Annotated in this window: 20 protein-coding genes; 12 read left to right on the top strand and 8 right to left on the bottom strand. The window is 36.7% G+C overall.

Going from position 1 to position 22,440, the window contains the following annotated elements:
* Positions 1-167: 167 nt before the first annotated feature.
* From argC to BLR30_RS16335, 3 genes are all read right to left on the bottom strand, one after another.
* On the bottom strand, positions 168-1,148 hold the full coding sequence (argC, locus tag BLR30_RS16345; protein ID WP_089861228.1) for an N-acetyl-gamma-glutamyl-phosphate reductase: 981 nt from the start codon (positions 1,146-1,148) through the stop codon (positions 168-170).
* A 71-nt stretch (positions 1,149-1,219) separates the two neighbouring features.
* Positions 1,220-2,416: an argininosuccinate synthase gene (locus tag BLR30_RS16340; RefSeq protein ID WP_089861226.1), complete on the bottom strand. Its 1,197-nt coding sequence runs from the start codon at positions 2,414-2,416 to the stop codon at positions 1,220-1,222.
* Entirely contained in the window at positions 2,388-2,984 is a 597-nt protein-coding gene (locus tag BLR30_RS16335) for a GNAT family N-acetyltransferase (protein WP_139164649.1), read from the bottom strand. Before BLR30_RS16335 ends, BLR30_RS16340 begins: the two co-directional genes overlap by 29 nt.
* Before the next feature lie 160 nt (positions 2,985-3,144).
* Here BLR30_RS16335 and BLR30_RS16330 point away from each other — a divergent pair, with 160 nt between their 5' ends.
* The 11 genes from BLR30_RS16330 (at position 3,145) to BLR30_RS16280 (ending at position 17,224) form a co-directional block, all read left to right on the top strand.
* Complete coding sequence (locus BLR30_RS16330; protein ID WP_089861224.1) at positions 3,145-3,561, top strand: IS1/IS1595 family N-terminal zinc-binding domain-containing protein; 417 nt, start codon at positions 3,145-3,147, stop codon at positions 3,559-3,561.
* Positions 3,562-3,809: 248 nt separating this feature from the next.
* Positions 3,810-5,189, top strand: coding sequence for a porin (locus BLR30_RS16325; RefSeq protein ID WP_089861222.1), 1,380 nt, complete (start codon positions 3,810-3,812; stop codon positions 5,187-5,189).
* Between the two features lie 52 nt (positions 5,190-5,241).
* Entirely contained in the window at positions 5,242-6,822 is a 1,581-nt protein-coding gene (locus BLR30_RS16320) for an MFS transporter (protein ID WP_089861220.1), read from the top strand.
* A gap of 43 nt (positions 6,823-6,865) precedes the next feature.
* A complete protein-coding gene (locus BLR30_RS16315; RefSeq protein ID WP_089861218.1) occupies positions 6,866-7,093 on the top strand; it encodes a DUF6814 family protein in 228 nt (75 codons plus the stop codon).
* An 88-nt stretch (positions 7,094-7,181) separates the two neighbouring features.
* Positions 7,182-7,373 (top strand): hypothetical protein, encoded by a 192-nt coding sequence (locus BLR30_RS16310; protein ID WP_089861216.1) that lies wholly within the window; start codon positions 7,182-7,184, stop codon positions 7,371-7,373.
* Entirely contained in the window at positions 7,366-10,056 is a 2,691-nt protein-coding gene (locus tag BLR30_RS16305; RefSeq protein WP_089861215.1) for an ATP-binding protein, read from the top strand. Before BLR30_RS16310 ends, BLR30_RS16305 begins: the two co-directional genes overlap by 8 nt.
* A 9-nt stretch (positions 10,057-10,065) precedes the next feature.
* On the top strand, positions 10,066-10,428 hold the full coding sequence (locus tag BLR30_RS16300) for a response regulator transcription factor (RefSeq protein WP_089861213.1): 363 nt from the start codon (positions 10,066-10,068) through the stop codon (positions 10,426-10,428).
* Positions 10,429-10,500: 72 nt separating this feature from the next.
* Positions 10,501-12,387 carry an AMP-binding protein gene (locus tag BLR30_RS16295; RefSeq protein ID WP_089861211.1) on the top strand — a complete coding sequence of 629 codons (1,887 nt, stop codon included), beginning with the start codon at positions 10,501-10,503 and terminating at the stop codon, positions 12,385-12,387.
* Between the two features lie 40 nt (positions 12,388-12,427).
* A complete protein-coding gene (gene acs / locus BLR30_RS16290; RefSeq protein WP_262484114.1) occupies positions 12,428-14,371 on the top strand; it encodes an acetate--CoA ligase in 1,944 nt (647 codons plus the stop codon).
* A gap of 174 nt (positions 14,372-14,545) precedes the next feature.
* A complete protein-coding gene (locus BLR30_RS16285; protein WP_089861207.1) occupies positions 14,546-14,905 on the top strand; it encodes a hypothetical protein in 360 nt (119 codons plus the stop codon).
* 114 nt (positions 14,906-15,019) lie between these two features.
* On the top strand, positions 15,020-17,224 hold the full coding sequence (locus BLR30_RS16280) for a RelA/SpoT family protein (RefSeq protein ID WP_089861205.1): 2,205 nt from the start codon (positions 15,020-15,022) through the stop codon (positions 17,222-17,224).
* A gap of 213 nt (positions 17,225-17,437) precedes the next feature.
* Here the strand turns inward: BLR30_RS16280 and BLR30_RS16275 are convergent, their stop codons facing one another.
* Entirely contained in the window at positions 17,438-18,394 is a 957-nt protein-coding gene (locus BLR30_RS16275; RefSeq protein ID WP_089861203.1) for a YihY/virulence factor BrkB family protein, read from the bottom strand.
* A 251-nt stretch (positions 18,395-18,645) separates the two neighbouring features.
* Here BLR30_RS16275 and rlmH point away from each other — a divergent pair, with 251 nt between their 5' ends.
* Positions 18,646-19,119, top strand: a complete 474-nt coding sequence (gene rlmH / locus BLR30_RS16270; RefSeq protein ID WP_089861201.1) for a 23S rRNA (pseudouridine(1915)-N(3))-methyltransferase RlmH — start codon at positions 18,646-18,648, stop codon at positions 19,117-19,119.
* Between the two features lie 79 nt (positions 19,120-19,198).
* Here the strand turns inward: rlmH and BLR30_RS16265 are convergent, their stop codons facing one another.
* From BLR30_RS16265 to BLR30_RS16250, 4 genes are all read right to left on the bottom strand, one after another.
* The gene (locus BLR30_RS16265) at positions 19,199-20,014 is read right to left on the bottom strand and encodes a tetratricopeptide repeat protein (RefSeq protein WP_089861199.1); all 816 of its coding nucleotides are present in this window, start codon (positions 20,012-20,014) and stop codon (positions 19,199-19,201) included.
* Positions 20,011-20,577: a phosphatase PAP2 family protein gene (locus BLR30_RS16260; RefSeq protein WP_089861197.1), complete on the bottom strand. Its 567-nt coding sequence runs from the start codon at positions 20,575-20,577 to the stop codon at positions 20,011-20,013. The genes BLR30_RS16265 and BLR30_RS16260 overlap by 4 nt, the downstream gene beginning before the upstream one ends.
* 1 nt (position 20,578) lies before the next feature.
* Complete coding sequence (locus BLR30_RS16255) at positions 20,579-20,914, bottom strand: Sec-independent protein translocase subunit TatA/TatB (RefSeq protein ID WP_089861195.1); 336 nt, start codon at positions 20,912-20,914, stop codon at positions 20,579-20,581.
* Between the two features lie 220 nt (positions 20,915-21,134).
* Complete coding sequence (locus BLR30_RS16250; RefSeq protein ID WP_262484113.1) at positions 21,135-22,403, bottom strand: TCR/Tet family MFS transporter; 1,269 nt, start codon at positions 22,401-22,403, stop codon at positions 21,135-21,137.
* Between the last annotated feature and the right edge of the window lie 37 nt (positions 22,404-22,440).

Raw genomic sequence — 22,440 nt, 5'->3', positions numbered from 1 at the left:
ATCAAATTAACTACCTGACACAAAATATTTCTTCTGTCTCTTAGCTTTTTGTTATCCTATGTAAAACGTAAATCTTTCTTACGCAAACATACGAGAAACAAAAGTTCAAGACTTGGAACTCTGTCTAAAATTTTAAAATTCACGATTGATTTATTGACCATTCACAATTAAAACGCTATCGGTTTTAAGTTCAATCCTGAATTCTCTTCCCAGCCCATCGCAATGTTCATATTTTGCACCGCCTGCCCGGAAGCTCCTTTCAACAGATTATCAATCGCTGAATGAATAACCGCAACATTTCCACTCTTTTCAATCTGTATCACACAGCGATTGGTATTGACAACCTGTTTTAGATCAATTGCTTTCTCACTTACCTTTACAAAAGATGCATCTGCATAAAAATCATTAAACAATTGATATATTTCTGAAAGTTCCAAATCTGTTTTCACCGTGGAACTTGTAAAAATTCCCCTTGCAAAATCTCCTCTCCATGGAACGAAATTCAGATTAACCTCATGAACATTATAGGAATTTAATTGCTGTAAAATCTCATCTACATGTTGATGCGTCAAAGTTTTATAAGCCGAAATATTATCATTTCTCCAGGTAAAATGTGTTGTCGCCTGCAAAGATTGTCCTGCGCCTGTTGAACCCGTGATTCCCGTTGTATAAACTTCATTTAACAAACCTTTCTGAGCCAAAGGAAGCAAAGCCAACTGAATTGCTGTTGCAAAACATCCCGGATTTGAAATACTTTTCGCCTCTGAAAGTTGTTTTTTATTGATTTCAGGTAACCCGTAGATAAAATTTCTGTTTCCTAAATTTCCATCAAGACGAAAATCGTTTCCTAAATCGATGATTAGTGTTGAATCTTTTACAGGATTTTGATTCAGCCAATTTTGACTTTCTTTATGTGGAAGACATAAAAATAAAATGTCTACGTCTTCAGGTTTATCGGTTAAAACTATTTCACAAACTGTCTCTAAATCCGGGTACAAATCTGAAATTTTTGTTCCCGAATTCGAGCGACTATATAAAAAGCGTAATGACACATGAGGATGAAAAGCCAACAGTCGAACCAATTCGCTTCCCGTGTAACCGTTGGCTCCGATGATTCCTGCTGTTTTTATTTCTTTTTGATTAATCATACTTTAATATTCATAATAATAGGATTTTATCCTATCCTGTCTTAGGTCGTCCTTTCAGGACTCTAAATGAATTAATTTATATTTTGATTTATCTGATGGTATATATTTAAAGAATTGCTTACAATTTTTGTGTAGCCTTTCACATCTTCGCCTGTCCATGCTCGGTTTGCTTCGCCATAACTTCCAAATTTATCAGACATTAAATCGTGCTGAGATTCAATTCCGTTTAAAACAAATCGGTAAGGATGAAGGGTTACAAATACTTTTCCACTAACCGTTTTTTGAGAATCAATCAAGAAAGACTCGATATTTCTCATGACAGGATCTAAGAAAAGTGCTTCGTGAAGCCAGTTGCCATACCAATCGGATAATTGAGACTTCATCATCTGCTGGTATTTTGAAAGCGTATGTTTCTCCAGTAAATGATGCGATTTGATGATAACAGATGCCGCAGCCGCTTCAAAACCGACTCTTCCTTTAATGCCGACAATTGTATCTCCAACGTGAATGTCACGACCGATTCCGTAAGCCGAAGCCAATTTCTCAATTTTCTGAATAGCATAAACAGAGTGTTCAAAGTTTTCTCCGTTTACTGCTACAGCTTCTCCATTTTTAAACTCAATTTCTAATTCTGAAGGCTGAGTTTCCTTAATTTGAGAAGGAAAAGCTTCTTCGGGTAGATGATTTCTTGAAGTAAGTGTTTCTTTTCCGCCTACCGAAGTTCCCCAAAGACCTTTATTTACAGAATATTGTGCTTTCTGGAATTCCATTTCGTAGCCATAACTTCTCAAGAATTCAATTTCCTCTTCACGGGAAAGAGTCATATCGCGGATTGGCGTAATGATTTCTACCTTTGGGCACATCACCTGGAAAATCAGGTCAAAACGAACCTGATCGTTTCCGGCTCCTGTACTTCCGTGAGCGATGGCATCCGCTTCTATTTCAATCGCGTATTTTGCAATTTCCTGCGCCTGAATCGTACGCTCCGCGCTTACCGACAGAGGATAAGTATTGTTTTTCAACACATTACCAAAAATCAAATATTTCACACAAGAATTATAATAATCTTCCTGAGCATCAACGCACCTGTATTGTTTCACTCCAAGATCAAATGCCCTCTTCTCTAATTCTCTTTCTTCATCTTTAGAAAAACCACCTGTGTTTACAGTAACCGCATACACATCATATCCCAATATTTCACTGAGATATTTGGCACAGTAAGAGGTATCAAGACCTCCGCTAAATGCTAAAACTACTTTCTTGCTCATTATTGTATTGATTTTCAGCCTGAATATTTCCAGCACTGTTTTTTATGTTTTCAGGAACAAAAAGCATTGCCGTACACAGGCAATTTTTACGTTCTTTTTTCATTAAAATTTCATAATTGATGCAGCTTTTACAACCATCCCAAAATTCTTCGTCCTGGGTCAGCTCAGAGTAGATAACGGGTTTATATCCTAAATCACTGTTGATTTTCATTACTGCCAATCCTGTTGTCAATCCGAAAATTTTAGCGTTTGGGTATTTATTCCGTGATAAAGCAAAAACTTTATCTTTTATTAATGTGGCAACTCCTAAATGCCTGAAATCCGGAGAAACTATAAGCCCGGAATTGGCTACAAACTGCCCGTGAGACCAGGTTTCAATATAACAGAAACCTACCCATTTTCCTTTATCCGTAGCTATTACAGCGTTTCCTTCAGTAATTTTTTTACTGAGGTATTCTATCGAGCGTTTTGCTATTCCCGTTCCTCTACGCTGTGCAGAATCGTACATTTCCTGCTGTATTTCACTCACATACATCAAATGAATGGAGGAGGAAATTTCTATTTCCATTTATTTATCTAAAATTTTTCGCAAATTTAAAATATAATTTCTATAATAAACAAATAAAAAAGATTATTTTATTGAATTAAATTAATATTCAGGTAATTTTATCTTTATACTAAATTAATAATATGCTAAATTATTATATATTTGCTAAAAAGATATAGTTATGGAAAATAACTGTCCCAAATGCAATAGCAATAAAATAGTAAAAAGCGGAATTGTTAATGAAAAGCAACGCTTTTTATGCAAAGACTGCAATTATTATTTTACGGTAAAAAAATTAGGTAAAAAGATAGATGATTATTATGTCACAAAAGCACTACAGCTTTATCTGGAAGGCTTAAGTTATCGTGAAATAGAAAGAATTATAGGTGTTTCTCATGTTACCATAAGCTCGTGGATTAAGAAATACAATATCACAAGACCACCCCATTCGGAATTTCACCCGGTCTATAAAATTCTGAAGCAAAACGAACTTACCGAGTACATTTCTAAAGAAGAAAACCTTAAGAATGCCGGATTAATTATCACACAATTTGCAGATAAATATATGCTGATTAAATGGGAAAGATTTAAAAAATAGTTTCTGGTGAGTTATGAATTATTAGGTATAAGTTATGAGTTTTTTCATACAAATAAAAATAATAAACATTTTTAAATCAAAATATTACATATTAAATAAACTCAAAATACAGATACTTCAATAACTCACAATTCATAATTAAAAACTTATAACTATACTATTAGCACTAATATATATTAAATTTTCATAACTAAATTATTAATTACAATTTGGCTTTCACAAAAAACAACGCCAAAAATTAATAATTTATGAAGAAAATACTCACTTGTATTGGATTTGCTTTAATAAGCAGTTCACTATATGCACAAGGTTCTCCTGATTATGGCAGCGGATTAAAAATCAACCTCAATCAGCAAGGTGATAAATATGTAAGATTTATTTTGTGGGACCAGTTCTGGCTTAGAAACACCCAAATGAACCCCGGAAGCATGGTCGGCGGAGAACCAACCGACAATTCCTGGAGCTTAGGAAATAGAAGATTACGGACTTTAGTGTACGCCCAGATTTCTAAAAGGTATATGATCTTGGCGCATTTTGGAATCAACAACCAAACATTCATCAATGGTGGCGCTCCCGGAACTTCAGGAACAGGAGGTTATGGAAACGGAAAAAAAACACAACTTTTTTTTCACGATGCATGGAACGAGTATGCTGTTATTTTACCCGGAGAAGCAGGAAAATTTAGTTTATCTTTAGGTGCAGGTTTACATTATTATATGGGACTTTCGCGTATGACTATGGCCTCCACACTTAATTTCCTTACCGTAGACTCTCCTATTTTCACATGGCCACTGATTGACAATTCTGACCAGTTCGCACGACAGCTCGGAATGTTTGCTAAAGGGAAATACGGAAAACTAGAATACCGATTCAGTTTAAATAAACCCTTTGCAACAGATTTAGTTCCGCCTAATGTTACAGATCCATCAAAAGCAGTAGCAGTAGACAATAATGGAAACCCAAATTTTTCAAAAGCTGGATATGTGGAATATCAGTTTCTGGACGAAGAATCCAACACATTACCTTTCAAAGTAGGATCTTATCTGGGAACCAAAAAAGTATTTAATATAGGAGCCGGTTTTTATCATCAGAAAGATGGAACAAGAACTTCAGTGAATTCTGCTATTGAAAAGCATGATATCTCACTTTGGGCAGTTGATGCATTTGCTGATATCCCTCTTGGAAATGCTAAAAATAAGATGGCAATTTCCGCTTATGCCGGATACTACAACTACCAGTTCGGCCCGAATTACCTCAGAAATATAGGGATTATGAATATTGCATCTTCCGATCCTAATTTCGCAGGAAATAAAGCTATTGCCGGACCGGGAAATCTTCAACCCACAATCGGAACAGGAAATATTATCTACGCACAAGCAGGATTACTGTTACCGAACCAAGCTGAAAAGCCAAAAATCAGGATTCAACCTTTCGCTGCATTTACCCATAAAGATTTTGATGCTCTTAATAAGCCGTCCTCTCAGTTTGATATTGGTGCCAACTGGTTTATCGATGGTCATCACGCAAAAATCACTACTCAGTACTCTACAAGACCGGTGTACACAAGTCCTACAGAAGATCCTTCATCAAAAGGAGAATTTATTTTACAATTCCAGATTTATTTATAGATCTAAATTAAACATTACGATCATTTAAAACAAACAATAAAATTCAAGCAATATGAGCGATAACAATCAAGTAAGCTACGAGAATATGAACGAAAGGCAAAAAAATCGCACAATTTGGAGCGTGATTACAGCCTCATCTCTCGGAACATTAATAGAATGGTATGACTTCTATATCTTCGGAAGTCTGGCCGTTGTACTGGCAACGAAATTTTTCCCGGCTGATAATCCCACCGCAGCATTTTTATCTACCTTAGCCACTTTTGCGGCAGGATTTGTGGTAAGACCCTTCGGAGCATTGTTCTTCGGACGACTGGGAGACCTCATCGGAAGAAAATATACATTCCTGGTCACGTTACTGATTATGGGATTTTCTACTTTCCTGATCGGATGTATCCCGAGCTATGAAACCATCGGATTTTTAGCACCTGTTTTAGTTTTAATTTTAAGATTATTGCAAGGTCTGGCTCTTGGAGGTGAATATGGAGGCGCTGCAACCTATGTCGCAGAATACGCACAGCCGGGAAGAAGAGGCTACTGGACATCATGGATACAGACAACTGCAACAGCAGGACTTTTCATTTCTTTAATTGTAATTTTAGTGACCAAAACCTCTCTTTCTGCAGAAGAATTCGATGGCTGGGGATGGAGAGTACCGTTCTGGATTTCCATTTTAATGGTGGGAGTTTCTTATATCATCAGAAAAAACATGAAAGAATCTCCACTCTTTGCAAAGGCCAAAAGCGAAGGAAAAACTTCTAAAAATCCTTTAAAAGAAAGTTTCGGAAATAAATTCAATTTTAAATTTGTGCTGCTTGCATTATTCGGAGCCGCAATGGGACAAGGGGTAATCTGGTACACCGGACAGTTTTACGCGATGAGCTTCCTTCAGAAAGTCATGAACGTGGAATCTGCACAGGTAGATTCTCTGATGGCAACAGCCCTGTTTTTAGGAACTCCTTTCTTTGTATTTTTCGGATGGCTTTCAGATAAAATCGGAAGAAAAGCCGTCATGATGACCGGAATGCTGATTGCTATTTTAGCATACAGACCTATTTACGATTCTATGTTTAAAAGCGTAAATTTTGAAACCAAAACGATTGCTGCCAATGGGGTTACAGAAAAAAGAACCGTAAAAGTTCATGATAAGATCGCAACGGACAGCCTGATAACATTTCATAAAGAAACACTTTACACCGACGGCACTCTGGCGAAAAAAGACAGTATCGTACACTGGTCTGCAGCCGGCCCGGTAATGAAAGACGGAAAAGCTGAAGAACCTAAAGTGACCCATTCTGTAAAGCTTAATGACGACACCAAATGGTATCTTGTTCTGATGGTTTTCATCCAGGTGATTTTTGTAACAATGGTGTATGGACCGATTGCGGCATTTTTGGTAGAGATGTTCCCGGTAAGAATCCGTTATACATCAATGTCTCTGCCTTACCATATCGGAAATGGTGTATTTGGAGGATTGCTTCCTGCGGTAGCTACTTATCTTGTAACCACAGGAAAAGAAGCAGGACACGCAGCGTGGTATCTGGAAGGACTTTGGTATCCGATCGGCGTGGCGACTGTCTGCCTTATCATCGGAATATTCTATCTGAAAAGTAAAAATAATAATATCCACGAATAACGGTGGTTTCAATCAAATTTTTATTAATTTTAAATGTATTAAAATGAACAGACTCAAAAAAATATTAGGCCTGGTATGGATCGCAGTTGCGCTGGTTGTAGGATATTTCGGAATTACAGTTTTGGGAATTCCTAAAATAACTTCGGGAAAACAGGAAGATTTGGTTTTCGGGATCATCATATTATTTGTATTGATGCCTATCATCTCAGGAGGACTGGGGATTTTCGGATATTATTCCTTAACCGGCGAATATTCTGATGATAAAGAATAATTTTTAAATAACTAATAATGAATGATAATTGGTAAATGACAAGCTTTAAAATGTTAATCGATCAATTATCATTCATCAATCAACAATCATGAAAAAGAGACACGAACAAAAACTGATTTTGCTGAGCATCGGACTGATGATTGCTTTCAGTATTCCTGTCTCTTTACTTTTTAATAGCGAACATGAAGTGCTGGGATATCCTATGCTTTTGGTGTATCTTTTCGCTGTATGGATGCTTTCCATCATCATCGCTTTGATAATCGTAAAAAAATATGAGTAGTCTTGCACTGTTCTCTGTGGTTTTGCTCTATCTGGCGCTTTTATTCTTTGTTGCATATCTTGCAGAGAAGAAAAAAAGTAAGCTCTGGATCAATAATCCATACATTTATGCCCTTTCCCTTGCCGTGTACTGTACCGCTTGGACATATTACGGAAGCATCGGCGTTGCAGCAACCAGCGGACTCAATTATCTTACGATTTATATTGGCCCCATCATCGTTATTCCTTCCTGGATTTATATTAATACACGAATTGTACGGATTTCCAGAATTAATAAGATCAGCAGTCTTGCCGATTTTATCTCACTCCGATATGGAAACAGCAGAAGCCTGAGTGCTATCATTACATTGGTATGTCTTTTCGCGGTTATTCCTTACATCGGACTTCAGATTAAGGCTATTTCCGAAACATTTCATTTGGTGACAGAAACTCCTGTCTCAAAAAATATGCTCACAGACAGTGCTACGTTTGTGGTATTACTCATTGCCGTATTTTCTTCTTATTACGGAACAAAATATGTTGATGCTTCAGAGAAAAGATTGGGAATAATATCTGCTATTGCTTTGGAAAGCTTTTTAAAGCTGTTTTTCATTATTATCCTGGGACTTTTCGTCATTTATTTTGTGTTTGACGGATTTTCAGATATCTATCAGCAGGCCAGCAAGTTCAGTGATTTTAAAGCAAAAAACACCTTTAACGGAATTGGAGGTGCCCTCAACTGGATGATATTGTGCATGATCTCAGGAACTGCAATCTGCCTTTTACCGAGACAATTTCACACGGCTATTATCGAAAACAGACAGGAAAAGCATATTAAAACCGCCATCTGGTTTTTTCCGCTGTATCTATTGATTTTTACACTTTTCATATTTCCGATTGCATGGGGAGGAAGACTGATTTTTAGCGGACAACAGGTAAATCCTGAGTTTTATTCCATTTTGATTCCGCAACACTTTGAAAATACAGTAATCACAGTGCTTGTTTTCCTTGGTGGATTAAGTTCCAGCATTTCCATGATTATTATTTCGGCAATTACTTTATCAATAATGCTTTCCAATAATATGATTATCCCATACGGGCTTTTGGGAAAATTCAAATCTGAAGATGAAGCCAACAACACCCGTAATATCACCCGGATCAGAAAATTCAGCATTTTCGGACTCATCATTATGGCTTTTGCCTTTTATAAATACTTTATCCTGAAAACTTCTCTGGACTCTGTAGGGTTGATTTCTTTTGTGGTCATTGCACAACTGGCTCCCGCTTATTTCGGAGCTATTTTCTGGAGAAGAGGAAGCTACAAAGGAGTTCTCACTGGATTAATCGCCGGGCTACTGATCTGCTATTTCGGGCTGATTATTCCTCAATATTATTTCTCGTATAATCAGGAATTTAAAGGTGTTTTGAGAGGTATGTATGAAACTTTCAGCTTCTTTAATATTCCTTATTTGGGAAGAATTCCGCAGATCTTTTTTTGGTCACTTCTTGTAAATACAGGACTTTTTGCAGGTATTTCGGTAAGCATGAAGGGCAATTATCGTGAAAGAAACTTTGCAGAACTTTATGTAGACATCGATAAATACATTCAGAACCACGAGAATGCATTTATCTGGCGTGGAACGGCCTATGTTTCAGACATTAAAAACATTTTAGAAAGATTTTTAGGAAAGAATAAAACAGAACAGGCGTTAAGAATTTTTAACCTTAAATATAATATTGATTCAGAAGCAGAAACGGCCGACTCCAGATTTATTAAGTTTTCTGAAAATCTTCTCGCAGGAAGAATCGGGACAGCTTCGGCAAAAATTCTGATCGAAGGCGTTACCAAAGAAGACAAAATCTCCCTCAAAGAGGTCTTGAATATTTTGGAAGAATCTAAAGAAAATATTATTTTAAACAAAAAACTAACCGAACAATCTAAGGAATTAAAGAAACTTTCTGATGATTTAAGAAACGCCAATGAAAGCCTGATTGTGAAAGATCGACAAAAAGACGATTTCCTAGATTCTGTTGCCCATGAACTGCGTACACCAATCACAGCAATTCGTTCTGCCGGGGAAATTCTGGCTGACGACGACGATATTCCACTGGAAATCAAAAAAGAATTTTTAAATAATATCATCACTGAATCTGACCGCTTAAGTGAAATCATCAACGATATCCTGTATCTTGACAAACTGGAGCATGGACAAATCGCTCTGAACATTCAGGAAAACAACATTCTTGAAACGTATAAAAAGGCGTTAAACCCTCTCCTGCACCTTATTCAGCAGAAAAAAATCCATATCAGCGAGGTCAATTTATTAAATCATTTTATCTTTGAATATGATGAAGCCAGGATGATTCAGCTATTCCAGAATATTTTAGGAAATGCGTTGAAATTTACCGATGAACAAGGTACAATTCAAACGAAATTTTTCACCCGCGAACAACACCTGATTATCACCGTTTTCAACACCGGAAAACACATTCCGGAAGAAGATCTGGAAATGATTTTTGACAAATTTTACCAGTCGAAGAATCAAAATATTTTGAAACAGACAGGAAGCGGACTCGGGCTTGCCATCTGTAAAAAGATCGCCGAGGCACAAAGAGGAACCATAAAAGCAGAAAACAGCGGACTGGGTGTCACATTTACCATACGTCTGCCCGAACGAAATAAAGAACATGAAGTTGAACGATAAGAAAGTAATATGAAAAAGATAATCATTGCTGATGATGAACACAAAATATTAATGTCTCTGGAATACAGTTTTAAAAAAAACGGTTATGATGTCTATATTGCAAGAGACGGAACGGAAGTTCTGGATTTTGTCAAAAATATGATTCCAGATGTCATCCTTCTGGATATTATGATGCCCAATTTAGACGGATTTAGCACACTGGAAATCATTAAGCAAAATGAAGCATTAAAAAATACAAAAGTCATTTTCCTGAGTGCAAAAAACAATCCTAAAGACATTGAAAAAGGCCTTGAAATCGGTGCTGATGCATATATAACGAAACCCTATTCCATAAAAAAACTAATACAGCAGATTGAAGAAATGACGGCCTAAAAAGTTGATAATTTAAGTTAAAAATATTGACTAGAGCAAACTTCAGAAAACAATCTAAACAAAAAAACTACTATGAACGCAGAAAATTTATTTCAAAAAAGTATAGACGATAAAGAAGAGTTCTGGAAAAAACAGGCTCAAAAAATCGATTGGTTTAAGTTCCCTGAACAGATTCTTTCCGAAGGTGAAAATGATTATCCACAATGGTTTTCCGACGGAAAGCTGAATATGTGCTATCTGTGCATCGACAAACATATTGAAGATGGTTTAGGCAATCAGGCAGCGATTATATATGATTCTCCGGTAACCGGACAGAAAAAGACATACACATTCAATCAGGCAAAAGAGGAAATCTCAAAACTGGCGGGAGGCTTAGCTTCATTAGGTCTGAAAAAAGGAGATACAACCGTTATTTATATGCCCATGATTCCCGAGACACTTTTTGCCATGCTGGCCTGTGCAAGAATCGGTGTGATTCATAACGTGGTTTTCGGAGGCTTTGCCCCGCATGAATTGGTCGTAAGAATCGATGATTGCAAACCTAAAGTACTGATAACAGCAACCGCTGGCGTAGAAATCGCCAAAAGAATTCCATATCTGCCTTTGGTTGAAAAAGCAATTGAACTGTCTCAGGATAAAGTGGAAAACATTATTGTTTTCAACCGGAAATTAGTAGATAATCAGCATGAAATGTTTGATGGACTGATTGATTATCAAGAATTAGTTGAACAATCAACAGCTGTTGATTGTGTTGCCGTAGAATCAACTCACCCACTCTATTTACTGTACACTTCCGGAACTACCGGAAAACCAAAAGGAATTACCCGCGACACCGGCGGCTATGCCACAGCATTAAAATTTTCAATGACAAAAATTTATGGGGTTGAACCCGGAGAAACCTATTGGGCTGCATCAGATTTCGGTTGGGCTGTTGGCCACAGCTTCTCTGTTTACGGACCCTTAATTAACAGAAATACAACTATTATTTTTGAAGGAAAACCAGTCATGACACCTGATGCAGGAACCTTCTGGAGAATCATTTCAGAATACAAAGTATCCGTAATGTTTACCGCTCCGACCGCCATAAGAGCCATAAAAAAAGAAGATCCCAACGGTGAACTGGTAAAAAAATATGATTTAACCCATTTTAAAAAACAATTTCTGGCAGGTGAACGATGCGATGTTGCTACACTGGATTGGTTTCAAAAACATATTGGTGTTCCTGCTATCGACCATTGGTGGCAGACAGAATCGGGCTGGCCAATGCTGGGACTTATGACTTTTGATGAAAACTATTCTATTAAAAGAGCTTCCGCAGGAAAACCAATTCCGGGATATGATATTAAAATTTTTGATGAAAACGGTTATGAGCTGGATGCTCATCATGAAGGTTATCTGGTAATTAAACTTCCTTTACCTCCCGGGGCATTGCTGGGAATCTGGAATGATGATGAACGTTTTAAAAAAAGTTATCTGTCACAATATCAAGGTTATTATTTTTCAGGAGACGGGGCGATAAAAGATGAAGACGGTTACGTATTCATTACAGGGAGGGTGGATGATGTAATCAATGTTGCGGGACACCGTCTTTCTACCTCGGAAATGGAGGAAATCGTTTCTTCACATCCTGATGTGGCTGAGTGTGCTGTCGTAGGAATTGATGATGAATTAAAAGGACAAGTTCCTTTTGCAACGGTAGTCGTAAAAAACGGTTCTGCTATTTCTGAGGAACAGATGGAAAAAGACATTGTACAAATGGTTCGGGAAAACATCGGAGCAGTAGCCTGCCTTAAAAGTGTAATGACCGTAAAACGTTTACCTAAAACACGTTCAGGGAAAATTTTAAGAAAACTCATCAGAACACTATTAGACGGAAGAGAATTTCAGATACCACCAACGATTGACGACGAAAACATTATCGGGGAAATTCAACAGAAAATTCAACAATATAAAGTATAGCATTTGATTAAATAATCAGCTTAAATAATAATTTTTAAAAATCAAACAGAAAAATAATTCTAAAACAGAAAGTATGAGAAACTACCTGATAGAAGATTTACCGCATTATTTTGAAGAGTATAAAAACTCTATCAAAAATCCTAAAAAATTCTGGGACAGGATTGCCGATCAAAATTTTGTATGGTATCAGCGATGGAGTAAAGTGGTGAAATATGACATGAATGAAGCCAAAATCACCTGGTTTAAAAATGCAAAACTGAATATCACCAAAAACTGTCTAGACAGGCATCTTTCGGTACGCGGAGAAAAAACAGCCATCATCTGGGAACCCAACGATCCTAAAGAAGAAGCGCTGCATATTTCCTATAATGAACTCTACACCAGAGTGAATAAAACAGCCAATGTACTGAGAGAAATGGGTATCGAAAAAGGCGATAGAGTATGTATTTATCTTCCGATGATTCCTGAGCTTGCTATTACCATGCTTGCCTGCGCGAAATTAGGTGCTGTACATTCGGTGATCTTTGCAGGATTTTCAGCATCTGCCGTTTCTTCCAGAGTGAATGACTGTGGTGCAAAAATGGTCATCACTTCAGATGGAAGCTACAGAGGAAACAAAGTTCTTGACCTGAAAAGTATCGTGGATGAAGCCTTGGAAAAATCGCCAAGTGTAGAAAAAGTATTGGTTGTAAAAAGAACCAATAACGAAATCAATATGAAAGAACACAGAGATTTCTGGATGGCTGATCTTTACGAAAGTGCATCTCCCGACTTTGTCAGCGTGATTATGGATGCTGAAGATCCGCTTTTCATTCTTTACACCTCAGGCTCTACAGGAAAACCGAAAGGAATGCTTCACACTTGCGCCGGATACATGGTGTATACCGCTTACACTTTTAAAAATGTATTTAATTATAAAGAAAACGATATTTACTGGTGTACAGCCGACATTGGCTGGATTACAGGACATTCATATATCCTTTACGGCCCGCTTCTTAACGGTGCTACAACGGTTATTTTCGAGGGAGTTCCTACCTATCCTCAACCCGACAGATTTTGGGAAGTAATTGAAAAACATAAAGTCACACAGTTTTATACGGCACCAACCGCAATCCGCTCCCTGGCAAAAGAAAGTGTAGAATGGGTAGACAAACACGATCTGAGTACGCTGAAAGTCATCGGTTCGGTAGGAGAACCTATTAACGAAGAAGCATGGCACTGGTTCAACGATCATGTCGGAAAGAAAAAATGTCCGGTCGTTGATACCTGGTGGCAGACAGAGACCGGTGGAATTATGATTTCTCCGCTTCCTTTTGTAACGCCAACTAAACCTACCTATGCTACCCTTCCTCTACCGGGAATACAGCCTGTTCTGATGGACGACAAACGCAACGAAATCATGGGAAATCAGGTCACTGGAAACCTTTGCATCCGTTTTCCTTGGCCAGGCATTGCAAGGACGATCTGGGGAGATCATCAGCGTTACAAAGAAACCTATTTCACTGCTTTTCCGGGAAAATATTTCACAGGAGACGGTGCCTTACGGGATGAGGTCGGTTATTACAGAATCACCGGACGCGTGGATGATGTAATTATTGTTTCGGGACATAATTTAGGAACTGCACCTATCGAAGACAGCATCAATGAACATCCTGCCGTAGCAGAATCTGCAATAGTAGGTTATCCTCATGACATCAAAGGAAATGCTTTATATGGTTTTGTTATTCTGAAGGAAACAGGAGAAAGCCGTCAGAAAGAAAACCTTAAAAAAGAGATCAATCAGCTGATTTCAGAGCAGATCGGCCCGATCGCCAAGCTGGATAAAATACAGTTTGTTTCCGGGTTACCGAAAACACGTTCTGGAAAGATCATGCGTAGAATTTTAAGGAAAATTGCCGAAGGTGATTTCAGTAATTTCGGAGACATTACGACCTTATTGAATCCTGAAGTTGTAGAGGAAATTAAAAATGAAAGAATAGATTAATCATATAAGACGGGCTTATGCCCGTTTTTTATTAAATCAAAAAAAAGTTAATAGATATATCAAATAGAAATTAAAATATTTATAGATAACACAATAAATAATTAATATCAATACGTTTATATCAATTTAAATGAAAAAATTTTAGTATCTTTATTCAAAATTAAAACCATTGTTATGTCAAATGTTTTAGCTGGATTATTTGAACCCAACATCGATTATAAGAAATTGGAAGCTGACCTGGAAAGTTCAGGTTTTCAAAACTCAGATTACATTGTATATCTCAATGAAGAAAACCATTCGCCCTACATCGTCAGCGTAGCCGTGAAAGACCATGAGATTGACAGTGCCAGAAGTATTTTAGATAAGAACACGGCACTAAAAACATATCTGATTGAAAATATGAATCTTGAACAGGCAAATTACACTTACATTAAAAATTATATTCATGTGAGAAATAAAGTGGAAATCCATAACAGCCCGGACGTGAGAATCAAAGGTTCTACCAGTGGCATGGACTCCGAAGTAAAGTTTTAAAAACAAATGATAAGAATTAATAACCGGAATCCGTAGATTAGTCTGCGGATTTTTTTCGTGTTTGAAAAGTGCGAAAAATTTCGTATTTTCGTGTAAATATAGGCTTTAGCACGAATGAGTTACGACTTAGAACAAGAGAACAAAGAAATCCTAGCCCGATATAAGGATCTGATTTCTAACACATACAGAACTTTGGATGAGGAAAATAACAAACTCATCCGGAAAGCATTTGACATCGCTCTGGACGCTCACAAAGACCAGCGGAGAAAAACAGGTGAACCATACATTTACCATCCCATCGCTGTTGCAAAAATTGTTGCAACAGAAATCGGTCTGGGAGCCACTTCTATTGCTTGTGCGCTGCTGCATGATGTGGTTGAAGATTCAGATTATACATATGAAGATCTGAAGAAAATTTTTGGTGAAAAAATTGCCAATATTGTGAACGGACTCACCAAGATTTCGATCATGAACCATCAGAATATCTCGGTACAATCGGAAAATTACAGAAAACTTTTGCTTACTCTTTCTGAAGATTTCCGGGTAATTCTGATCAAAATTGCAGACCGTCTTCATAATATGCGTACGCTGGAAAGCATGGCACCTGACAAGCAGAAAAAAATTGCTTCAGAAACCGTGTATATTTATGCTCCGATGGCTCACCGTTTAGGTCTATATAATATAAAATCTGAACTTGAAGATTTATCTTTAAAATATAACAATCCTGACATTTATACGGAAATCACTGAAAAACTTGAACTTGCCAAGGAAAATCGTGAACGTTATATTGAAGAATTTAAAACAGAAGTTTCTGAAAGACTCCATGAAGAAGGATTAAATTTTAAAATAAAAGGCAGAGCAAAAGCGATTTCTTCAATCTACAGGAAAATGCTGAAACAGGGCGTTTCTTTTGAAGAGGTTTATGACAATTATGCCATCCGAATTATTTACAGATCTGACGCTAAAAACGAAAAATTTCTCGCCTGGAAAATTTATTCGATTGTAACGGATGTTTATCACAGTAATCCTTCAAGAATGCGTGACTGGATTACGCAACCACGTTCCACAGGGTATGAAAGTTTGCATTTAACTGTTTTAGGACCCGATAAAAAATGGATCGAAGTGCAAATTCGTTCAGAAAGAATGGATGAAATTGCAGAAAAAGGAGTTGCAGCTCATTACAAATATAAAGAAGGCTATAAACAGAGTTCCGATGATCGGAATTTTGAAAACTGGGTAACAGAGATACGCGAAGTACTGGAACAACAACAGGATCTTTCTACTTCCGAGCTTCTGGATAATATCAAGCTAAATCTTTATTCTAAGGAAGTTTTTGTATTTACGCCGAAAGGTGAAATTAAAATTTTGCCAACCAATGCTACTGCGCTGGATTTTGCCTTTTCCGTTCACTCCGATCTGGGGATGAAGTGTTTAGGTGCAAAAATCAATGGAAAACTTGTTCCTATTTCTTATGTTTTGCAAAACGGAGATCAGGTAGACATCTTATCTTCTCAAAATCAGAAACCCAAATCTGATTGGCTAGAATTCGTAGTTACTTCAAAAGCTAAGTCAAAGATTAAGAGTTATTTAAACTCACAAAAAAATCAGTTAGTAGAAGACGGGAAAGAAATTCTTCAGCGAAAACTTCGTCACGCCAAAATCAATTTCAATGATGATGAAGTTAATAAACTGCAGAAATTTTTCAACCTCAAGAGTTCTCAGGAACTTTTCCTTAAATTTCAAAGTAACGAACTGGATGCAAGCAGTTTAAGAAAATACATTGAAAGTAAAAATGTATTTAATAATTTACTTTCAAGATTCAGAAAATCTCCATCAAAAAACACAGCGTATATAGAACCGAAGGAGCAGAATCTTGATATGATCGTCTTCGGAAAAGACGAAGAAAAGCTAAATTATACTTACGCAAAGTGCTGTACTGTAATTCCTGGTGATAAAATATTTGGATTTATCACAATTTCTGACGGAATAAAGGTACACAGTGACAATTGTCCGAATGCTATCAACCTTCGTGCACAGTACGATTACAGGGTGATTCCTGCCAAATGGGTGAATGCTGAAAGTTTCAAGAACAGAATAAAGATAGAAATCGAAGGACTTGACAGAATGGGAATGATTAACGATATTACAACCGTAATCAGTGGTGCTATGGGAATGGACATGAAAAGTATGTCTATTGAGTCGAATGACGGAATTTTTACCGGAAATATTAATCTTGAAGTGAAAAATAAAAGCCAACTGGAGCAGACTTTTAAAAAACTGAAAGATATCAACGGTGTGTCGAAAGTAAGGAGATTGTAATGTAAGCAAAACTTAATTTCATTACCTCAGAACAGCTACTGGAAAAAATAAATAAATATGGAATTCTTAGCCTAAATTAGATTTCTTATTTTACTTTTATCGGTTAATTGTTCCATGAATTAAATTAAAATTCGACACATTACATTACCTATTTCTCAAAAGAAGAATTCAGGTAAGGAATTGAAGAAAAGTAAAAAAATACATTTAAAGCTACTACTCTTCTGAATTTTTAGATTTGTGATGCCTTGATTTTTGCAATTGGTCAGACAACAGTTTTTCAATACGCAGCTTTCTGATGGCCATATTGAGTTCGTTTCCAAAAAGGAGAAGATATACATTTACATTTACCCAAACCATCAGAAGAATCATACTTCCTATCGAACCATATAAGACATTGTAGCGCGCAATATTTTTCACATACAAAGCAAAAAAATAAGTCGTCACCACAAAAAGAACTGTCGTTAAAATAGCTCCCGGAATTGCCTGCCTGAATCTGATAATCTTCACTGTTCCCAACCAGTAAAAAAGAGTTAAAAGGATAAAATAGAACAGTGGGAAAGATACAAAACCGATGATTTCCGAAAGGTTATCAACCACCCAGGAGACATCATAAACCGGTGTAAACTGTTTTAAGACCACTTCCGAATAGTATATCCCGAAAAGTGCAAGAAAGACAATCAGCACAAATCCGATTGTAATAAAAAATGAGAGAATAAATTCTTTTACATCAGTCATCTTTTCATCTGTATTTTCATTGAAGCCGTTGATTAGCGAAAAAGTTCCATTAGTGGCAAATACCAAAGCTAAAACGATCGTCAGATTACTGATTCCCTTCATATTAGGAATAATACTTTTTTCAATATATCCCCGAACATCGCCTTCCATATTAGAAGGAAAAACATTGTGCATCAGTACATCAAATATATAATACTGTAATTTTTCATAATGTGGCATATAAGGGATCACCGACAACAAAAACAGGATAAAAGGAAATAAACTTATTGTAAAACTCCATGAAATAGCAGCGGCTTTCCGACCTATTTTGTCTTTAAAAATTCCTCTGATATAAATCTGAAACATCTGCCAAAGTGATATTCCCAGGAGAGGAATATGTATATCATCTAAGAAATCTTTAAATTTTATTATGAATTTTGGAAGTTTTATGCCCATATTAGTTTAAAAATATTATCTATTTTAAAAGCTGCTGTTTACAAATATCTCTATTCGCTGCATAAAAATTACTACTGATAACGAAAATTAACAGAGAATATAAAAACATGAAAGACACAATTATTATTTTCATTGAATCGGAATCATACAAAAGTAATCATTTTTTTAGACTTGAATTTCTACCGTAATTTAGATTATGACTGTCTTTAATTTATGAATATCTTTGAAACTGTAAATATTTAAACGAAAAAATGCAGATCAACTTACTTTGTATCGGTAAAACAGACGATAAGGAGATTACGTCTCTCATCAATTATTATATAAAAAGACTTCCCAAACACTGGAATTTTGAAATCAATGAAATTCCGGACGTTAAAAACGCAAAAAACCTTTCGCCTGATCTTTTAAAGAAAGAAGAAGCTAAACTGTTCATGAATTATATTGACCGAACGGATCTCGTCCTGATTTTGGATGAAAAAGGCAAACAGTTTACAAGCCGTGAGTTTTCGCAAAAAATTGACAACTGGATGAATTCTTCGGTAAAAAAAATTCACCTTCTGATTGGCGGTGCGTACGGATTTTCTGAGGAAATTTACAACAGAGCCAATGAGAAAATGTCTTTGTCGAAAATGACTTTCACCCACCAGATGATCCGGCTTTTTATTGTAGAGCAGCTTTATCGTGCCGACCAGATCTTACAAGGAAAGCCTTATCATAATGATTGATCTAAATATCGAAGTTTTGAATTTATTTTTGTTTTCAGGTGGCGGCGAAGCCGCCACCTGAAAACAAAAACCCGGAAAATTATTTTTTCACTTCACATTTAGAATAATATTCAAGCAGCAACGGCTTTTCGTACCCCAGACTTACTGCTTTATCAAGACTGGCGCAAGCCTCCTTAGGCTTTGCTGTTTCAAATAAAATTAATGCTTTATTTACGTACGCCTGCGCGAATTTTGGATCAATTGAAATCGCTTTATTGACATCGGCAAGTGCTTCTTTATTTTTCTTCAACCTGAAATAAACATCGCCTCTTCCGCTATACAAAAGAGATTCCGGCTTTTCGGAAATCAGCTGATTATAATCTTTAAGGGATCCTTCCAAATCACCACTATTTTTCTTTAGATTGGCCAAGCCTGTTCTTGCATAAATATTATCGGGAGCAAAACTTAAAATCTGATTTAAATCTTTGGCAGCCAGGTCTTTTTTACCAAGATTTTCATACACTTTAGAGCGCGTAAGATACATTTCCGCATTTTCAGGTTCAAGCTTAATTCCCTGATTAAGATAATCCAATGCAGCCTGCTTATTTCCTTTTTGTCCATGAATAGAACCCAGGTTTGCATATACGGCTGCAGACATAGGATTGGCTCTCAAAGCAGATTCATAAGATTTAAAAGCCGAAGTTGTTTTACCCAGCCTTCTTTGGGATGTTCCGAGATAATTGTAATATTCAGATTGTAATTTCTGAATCTTTTCAGTTTGAGCAAGTTTTGCATATTGTTCTTCGGCACACTTATAGTCTGCATTTTGAAAGCATTCTTCGGCAGTTTTTTTATCCTGAGCCTGTAAAGATACCGTTGAAAAGATTAAGGTTAAAAAAAATAGGTGTTTTTTCATGAGGTTATATTTTGTTTATTGATTACTTTTTTGGCGAGTGCAGAAAATATCACTCCCAATAAAGTTCCAACAAACGCCCCCACCAAAATATCTATCGGGAAATGCACTCCTAAATATATACGACTGTAAGATACTACAGTAGCCCACACAAATATAGCATAAGGAAACCATTTAATCCTGTTTTTTAACAAAATACTTAAATAGGTTGCCAGAAAAAAAGTATTAGAGGCATGAGCTGAATAAAATCCGAATTGTCCGCCACATTTTACAATCCGCATATGATGCTCTAAAAGGGGATCGTGACAAGGTCTCAATCTTTCAATTCCGTGCTTAAAGATGCCGGCAACCTGGTCGGAAACCGTAACTCCTATGGCGACAAATATTAAAATAAAAACTAATGATCTTAGTTTATAATTTTTAAATAAAAAATATAAAAATATAATATAAAGTGGAATCCAGATCCATGTACTTGAAATAAGCATCCAAAACTGGTCAAATGATGAATTTCCCAAATTATTGAGAAACAAAAATAGCTTTCTGTCTTCCTGAATAATCTCGTTCATACTATCTGCTTATCGGACCTTCATAAGTTTCATCCTCGGAAGGCTTTGGCTTTGGAGGCTCATTAGAGGATTGCGGCTCTGTAAGAATATTGTCCTGAACATCTTTCATCGGATTGAAATCTTTGGCAGCATCTTTTACTTTCTCAATCTCACGTTTAATTTCGGAAACAGGATTGTCTGTCTCTTTCATAATTTCCGTTTTGATATCTTCTACCGCACCACGCATCTTTCTTACCCCAGCACCCAGATCACGGGCAATTTGGGGGAGTTTATCCGGTCCGAATAATACGACGATCGCAATGGCAATAAGTGCCATTTCTCCAATGCTTAGTTCCATATTACAAAATTACAAAAGAAATGCGAAACTGAATATGAAATATTAAGTTTTAATAAAATATTAAGTTTGACAGCATTATTCTTTTTTCAGTATTGCAATCTCTCTGATGAGCTGCTCAATATCTGTCTGCAAAATTCTAACAGCAGGATTAATCGGAATTTTAACGTATCCAATTAGCCTAAATTTTAATTAATAAAAATAATCAAACCAATGATCGTTCTTAGAGATTGATTTTTTCTTTTTCAACTTCCTTTTTCTGAAAATTAAAATACGTAATGATTACACTAATTGCCATTAAAATAAAAGCCAGGAAAAAAGGTGCCCCCGAGAATTTAAACGGAGCTTCATCATGGGTAAAATAGTAAAATAAATTCGTCATCATCGGTGGTCCGATAATCGCAGTCGCACTCATAAGACTTGTAAGCGCCCCCTGCAATTCTCCCTGCTCATTTGACGGGACACTTTTGGTAATAACCGACTGAAGTGCAGGCCCACAAATTCCTCCCAAACAATATGGAATTAAAAAAACAAACATCATCCAGCCCTCTGTAGCAAAAGCAAACAAAAGCATTCCTATAGCGTATAGAGTTAATCCGTAATAGATACTCTTCCGTTCGCCAAGTTTCGGTGTTGTCCATCTGATTAAACCTCCCTGCACAAGCCCCACCAGCAAACCTACAACCCCTAAAGATATTCCTACCATTCTTTCATTCCAGTTGAATTTATACATGGTGAAGAAATTCCAGTTGCTCTGCACAGCGTGTCCTGCGATATAGATTAAAATTAAAGAAACAATCAACCCCGAAATTTCAGGATGTTTTCCCAAAAATTTGAATGACCCGATCGGATTCGCCCGCTTCCAGTTGAATTCTCGCCTTTTATCTTTATCTAAACTTTCGGGAAGTATAAAATAGCCATACAGAAAATTAACGAGGCATAACCCGGCAGCTGCGTAGAAGGGAACTCTGGCTCCATAATGACCCAAAAGTCCGCCTAAAACCGGCCCTATAATAAAGCCAAGCCCGAAAGCCGCACCAATAAGTCCAAAATTCTTTGCACGGTCTTCATCTGTGGAAATATCTGCAATATAAGCACTCGCAGTCGTGACACTTGCTCCCGTAATCCCAGCAATAATCCTTCCTATAAAAAGCCAGAGAATTGTTGGTGCCAAGGCCAACAGAATATAGTCAATGGCAAATCCGAAAAGAGAAATCAGGATAATTGGTCTTCTTCCAAATTTGTCGCTTAAATTACCGACAACCGGAGAAAAAATAAACTGTGTAAATGCATAGGCAAACCCAAGCCAGCCTCCATATTTGGCAGCTTCACTTATATCGCTATGAATGAGTTCCTCAATAAGCTTGGGAACTACAGGAATGATGATTCCCCACCCCGTAATATCAATCAGCAACGTAATAAAAATAAAGCTCATTGCGGCTTTTTTCCTCGAATTTTCCATAGTGCTGCAAAAGTAATGAAATCGGAGAATAGTTTGAATTGTCAATTGGCAATTTTACCTTTCAAAA

It is taken from the genome of Chryseobacterium taeanense (assembly GCF_900099685.1).
Taxonomy (GTDB): domain Bacteria; phylum Bacteroidota; class Bacteroidia; order Flavobacteriales; family Weeksellaceae; genus Chryseobacterium; species Chryseobacterium taeanense.
Note: the sequence above shows the minus strand (reverse complement) of the source record. Positions and strands in the feature narration are given on the sequence as shown.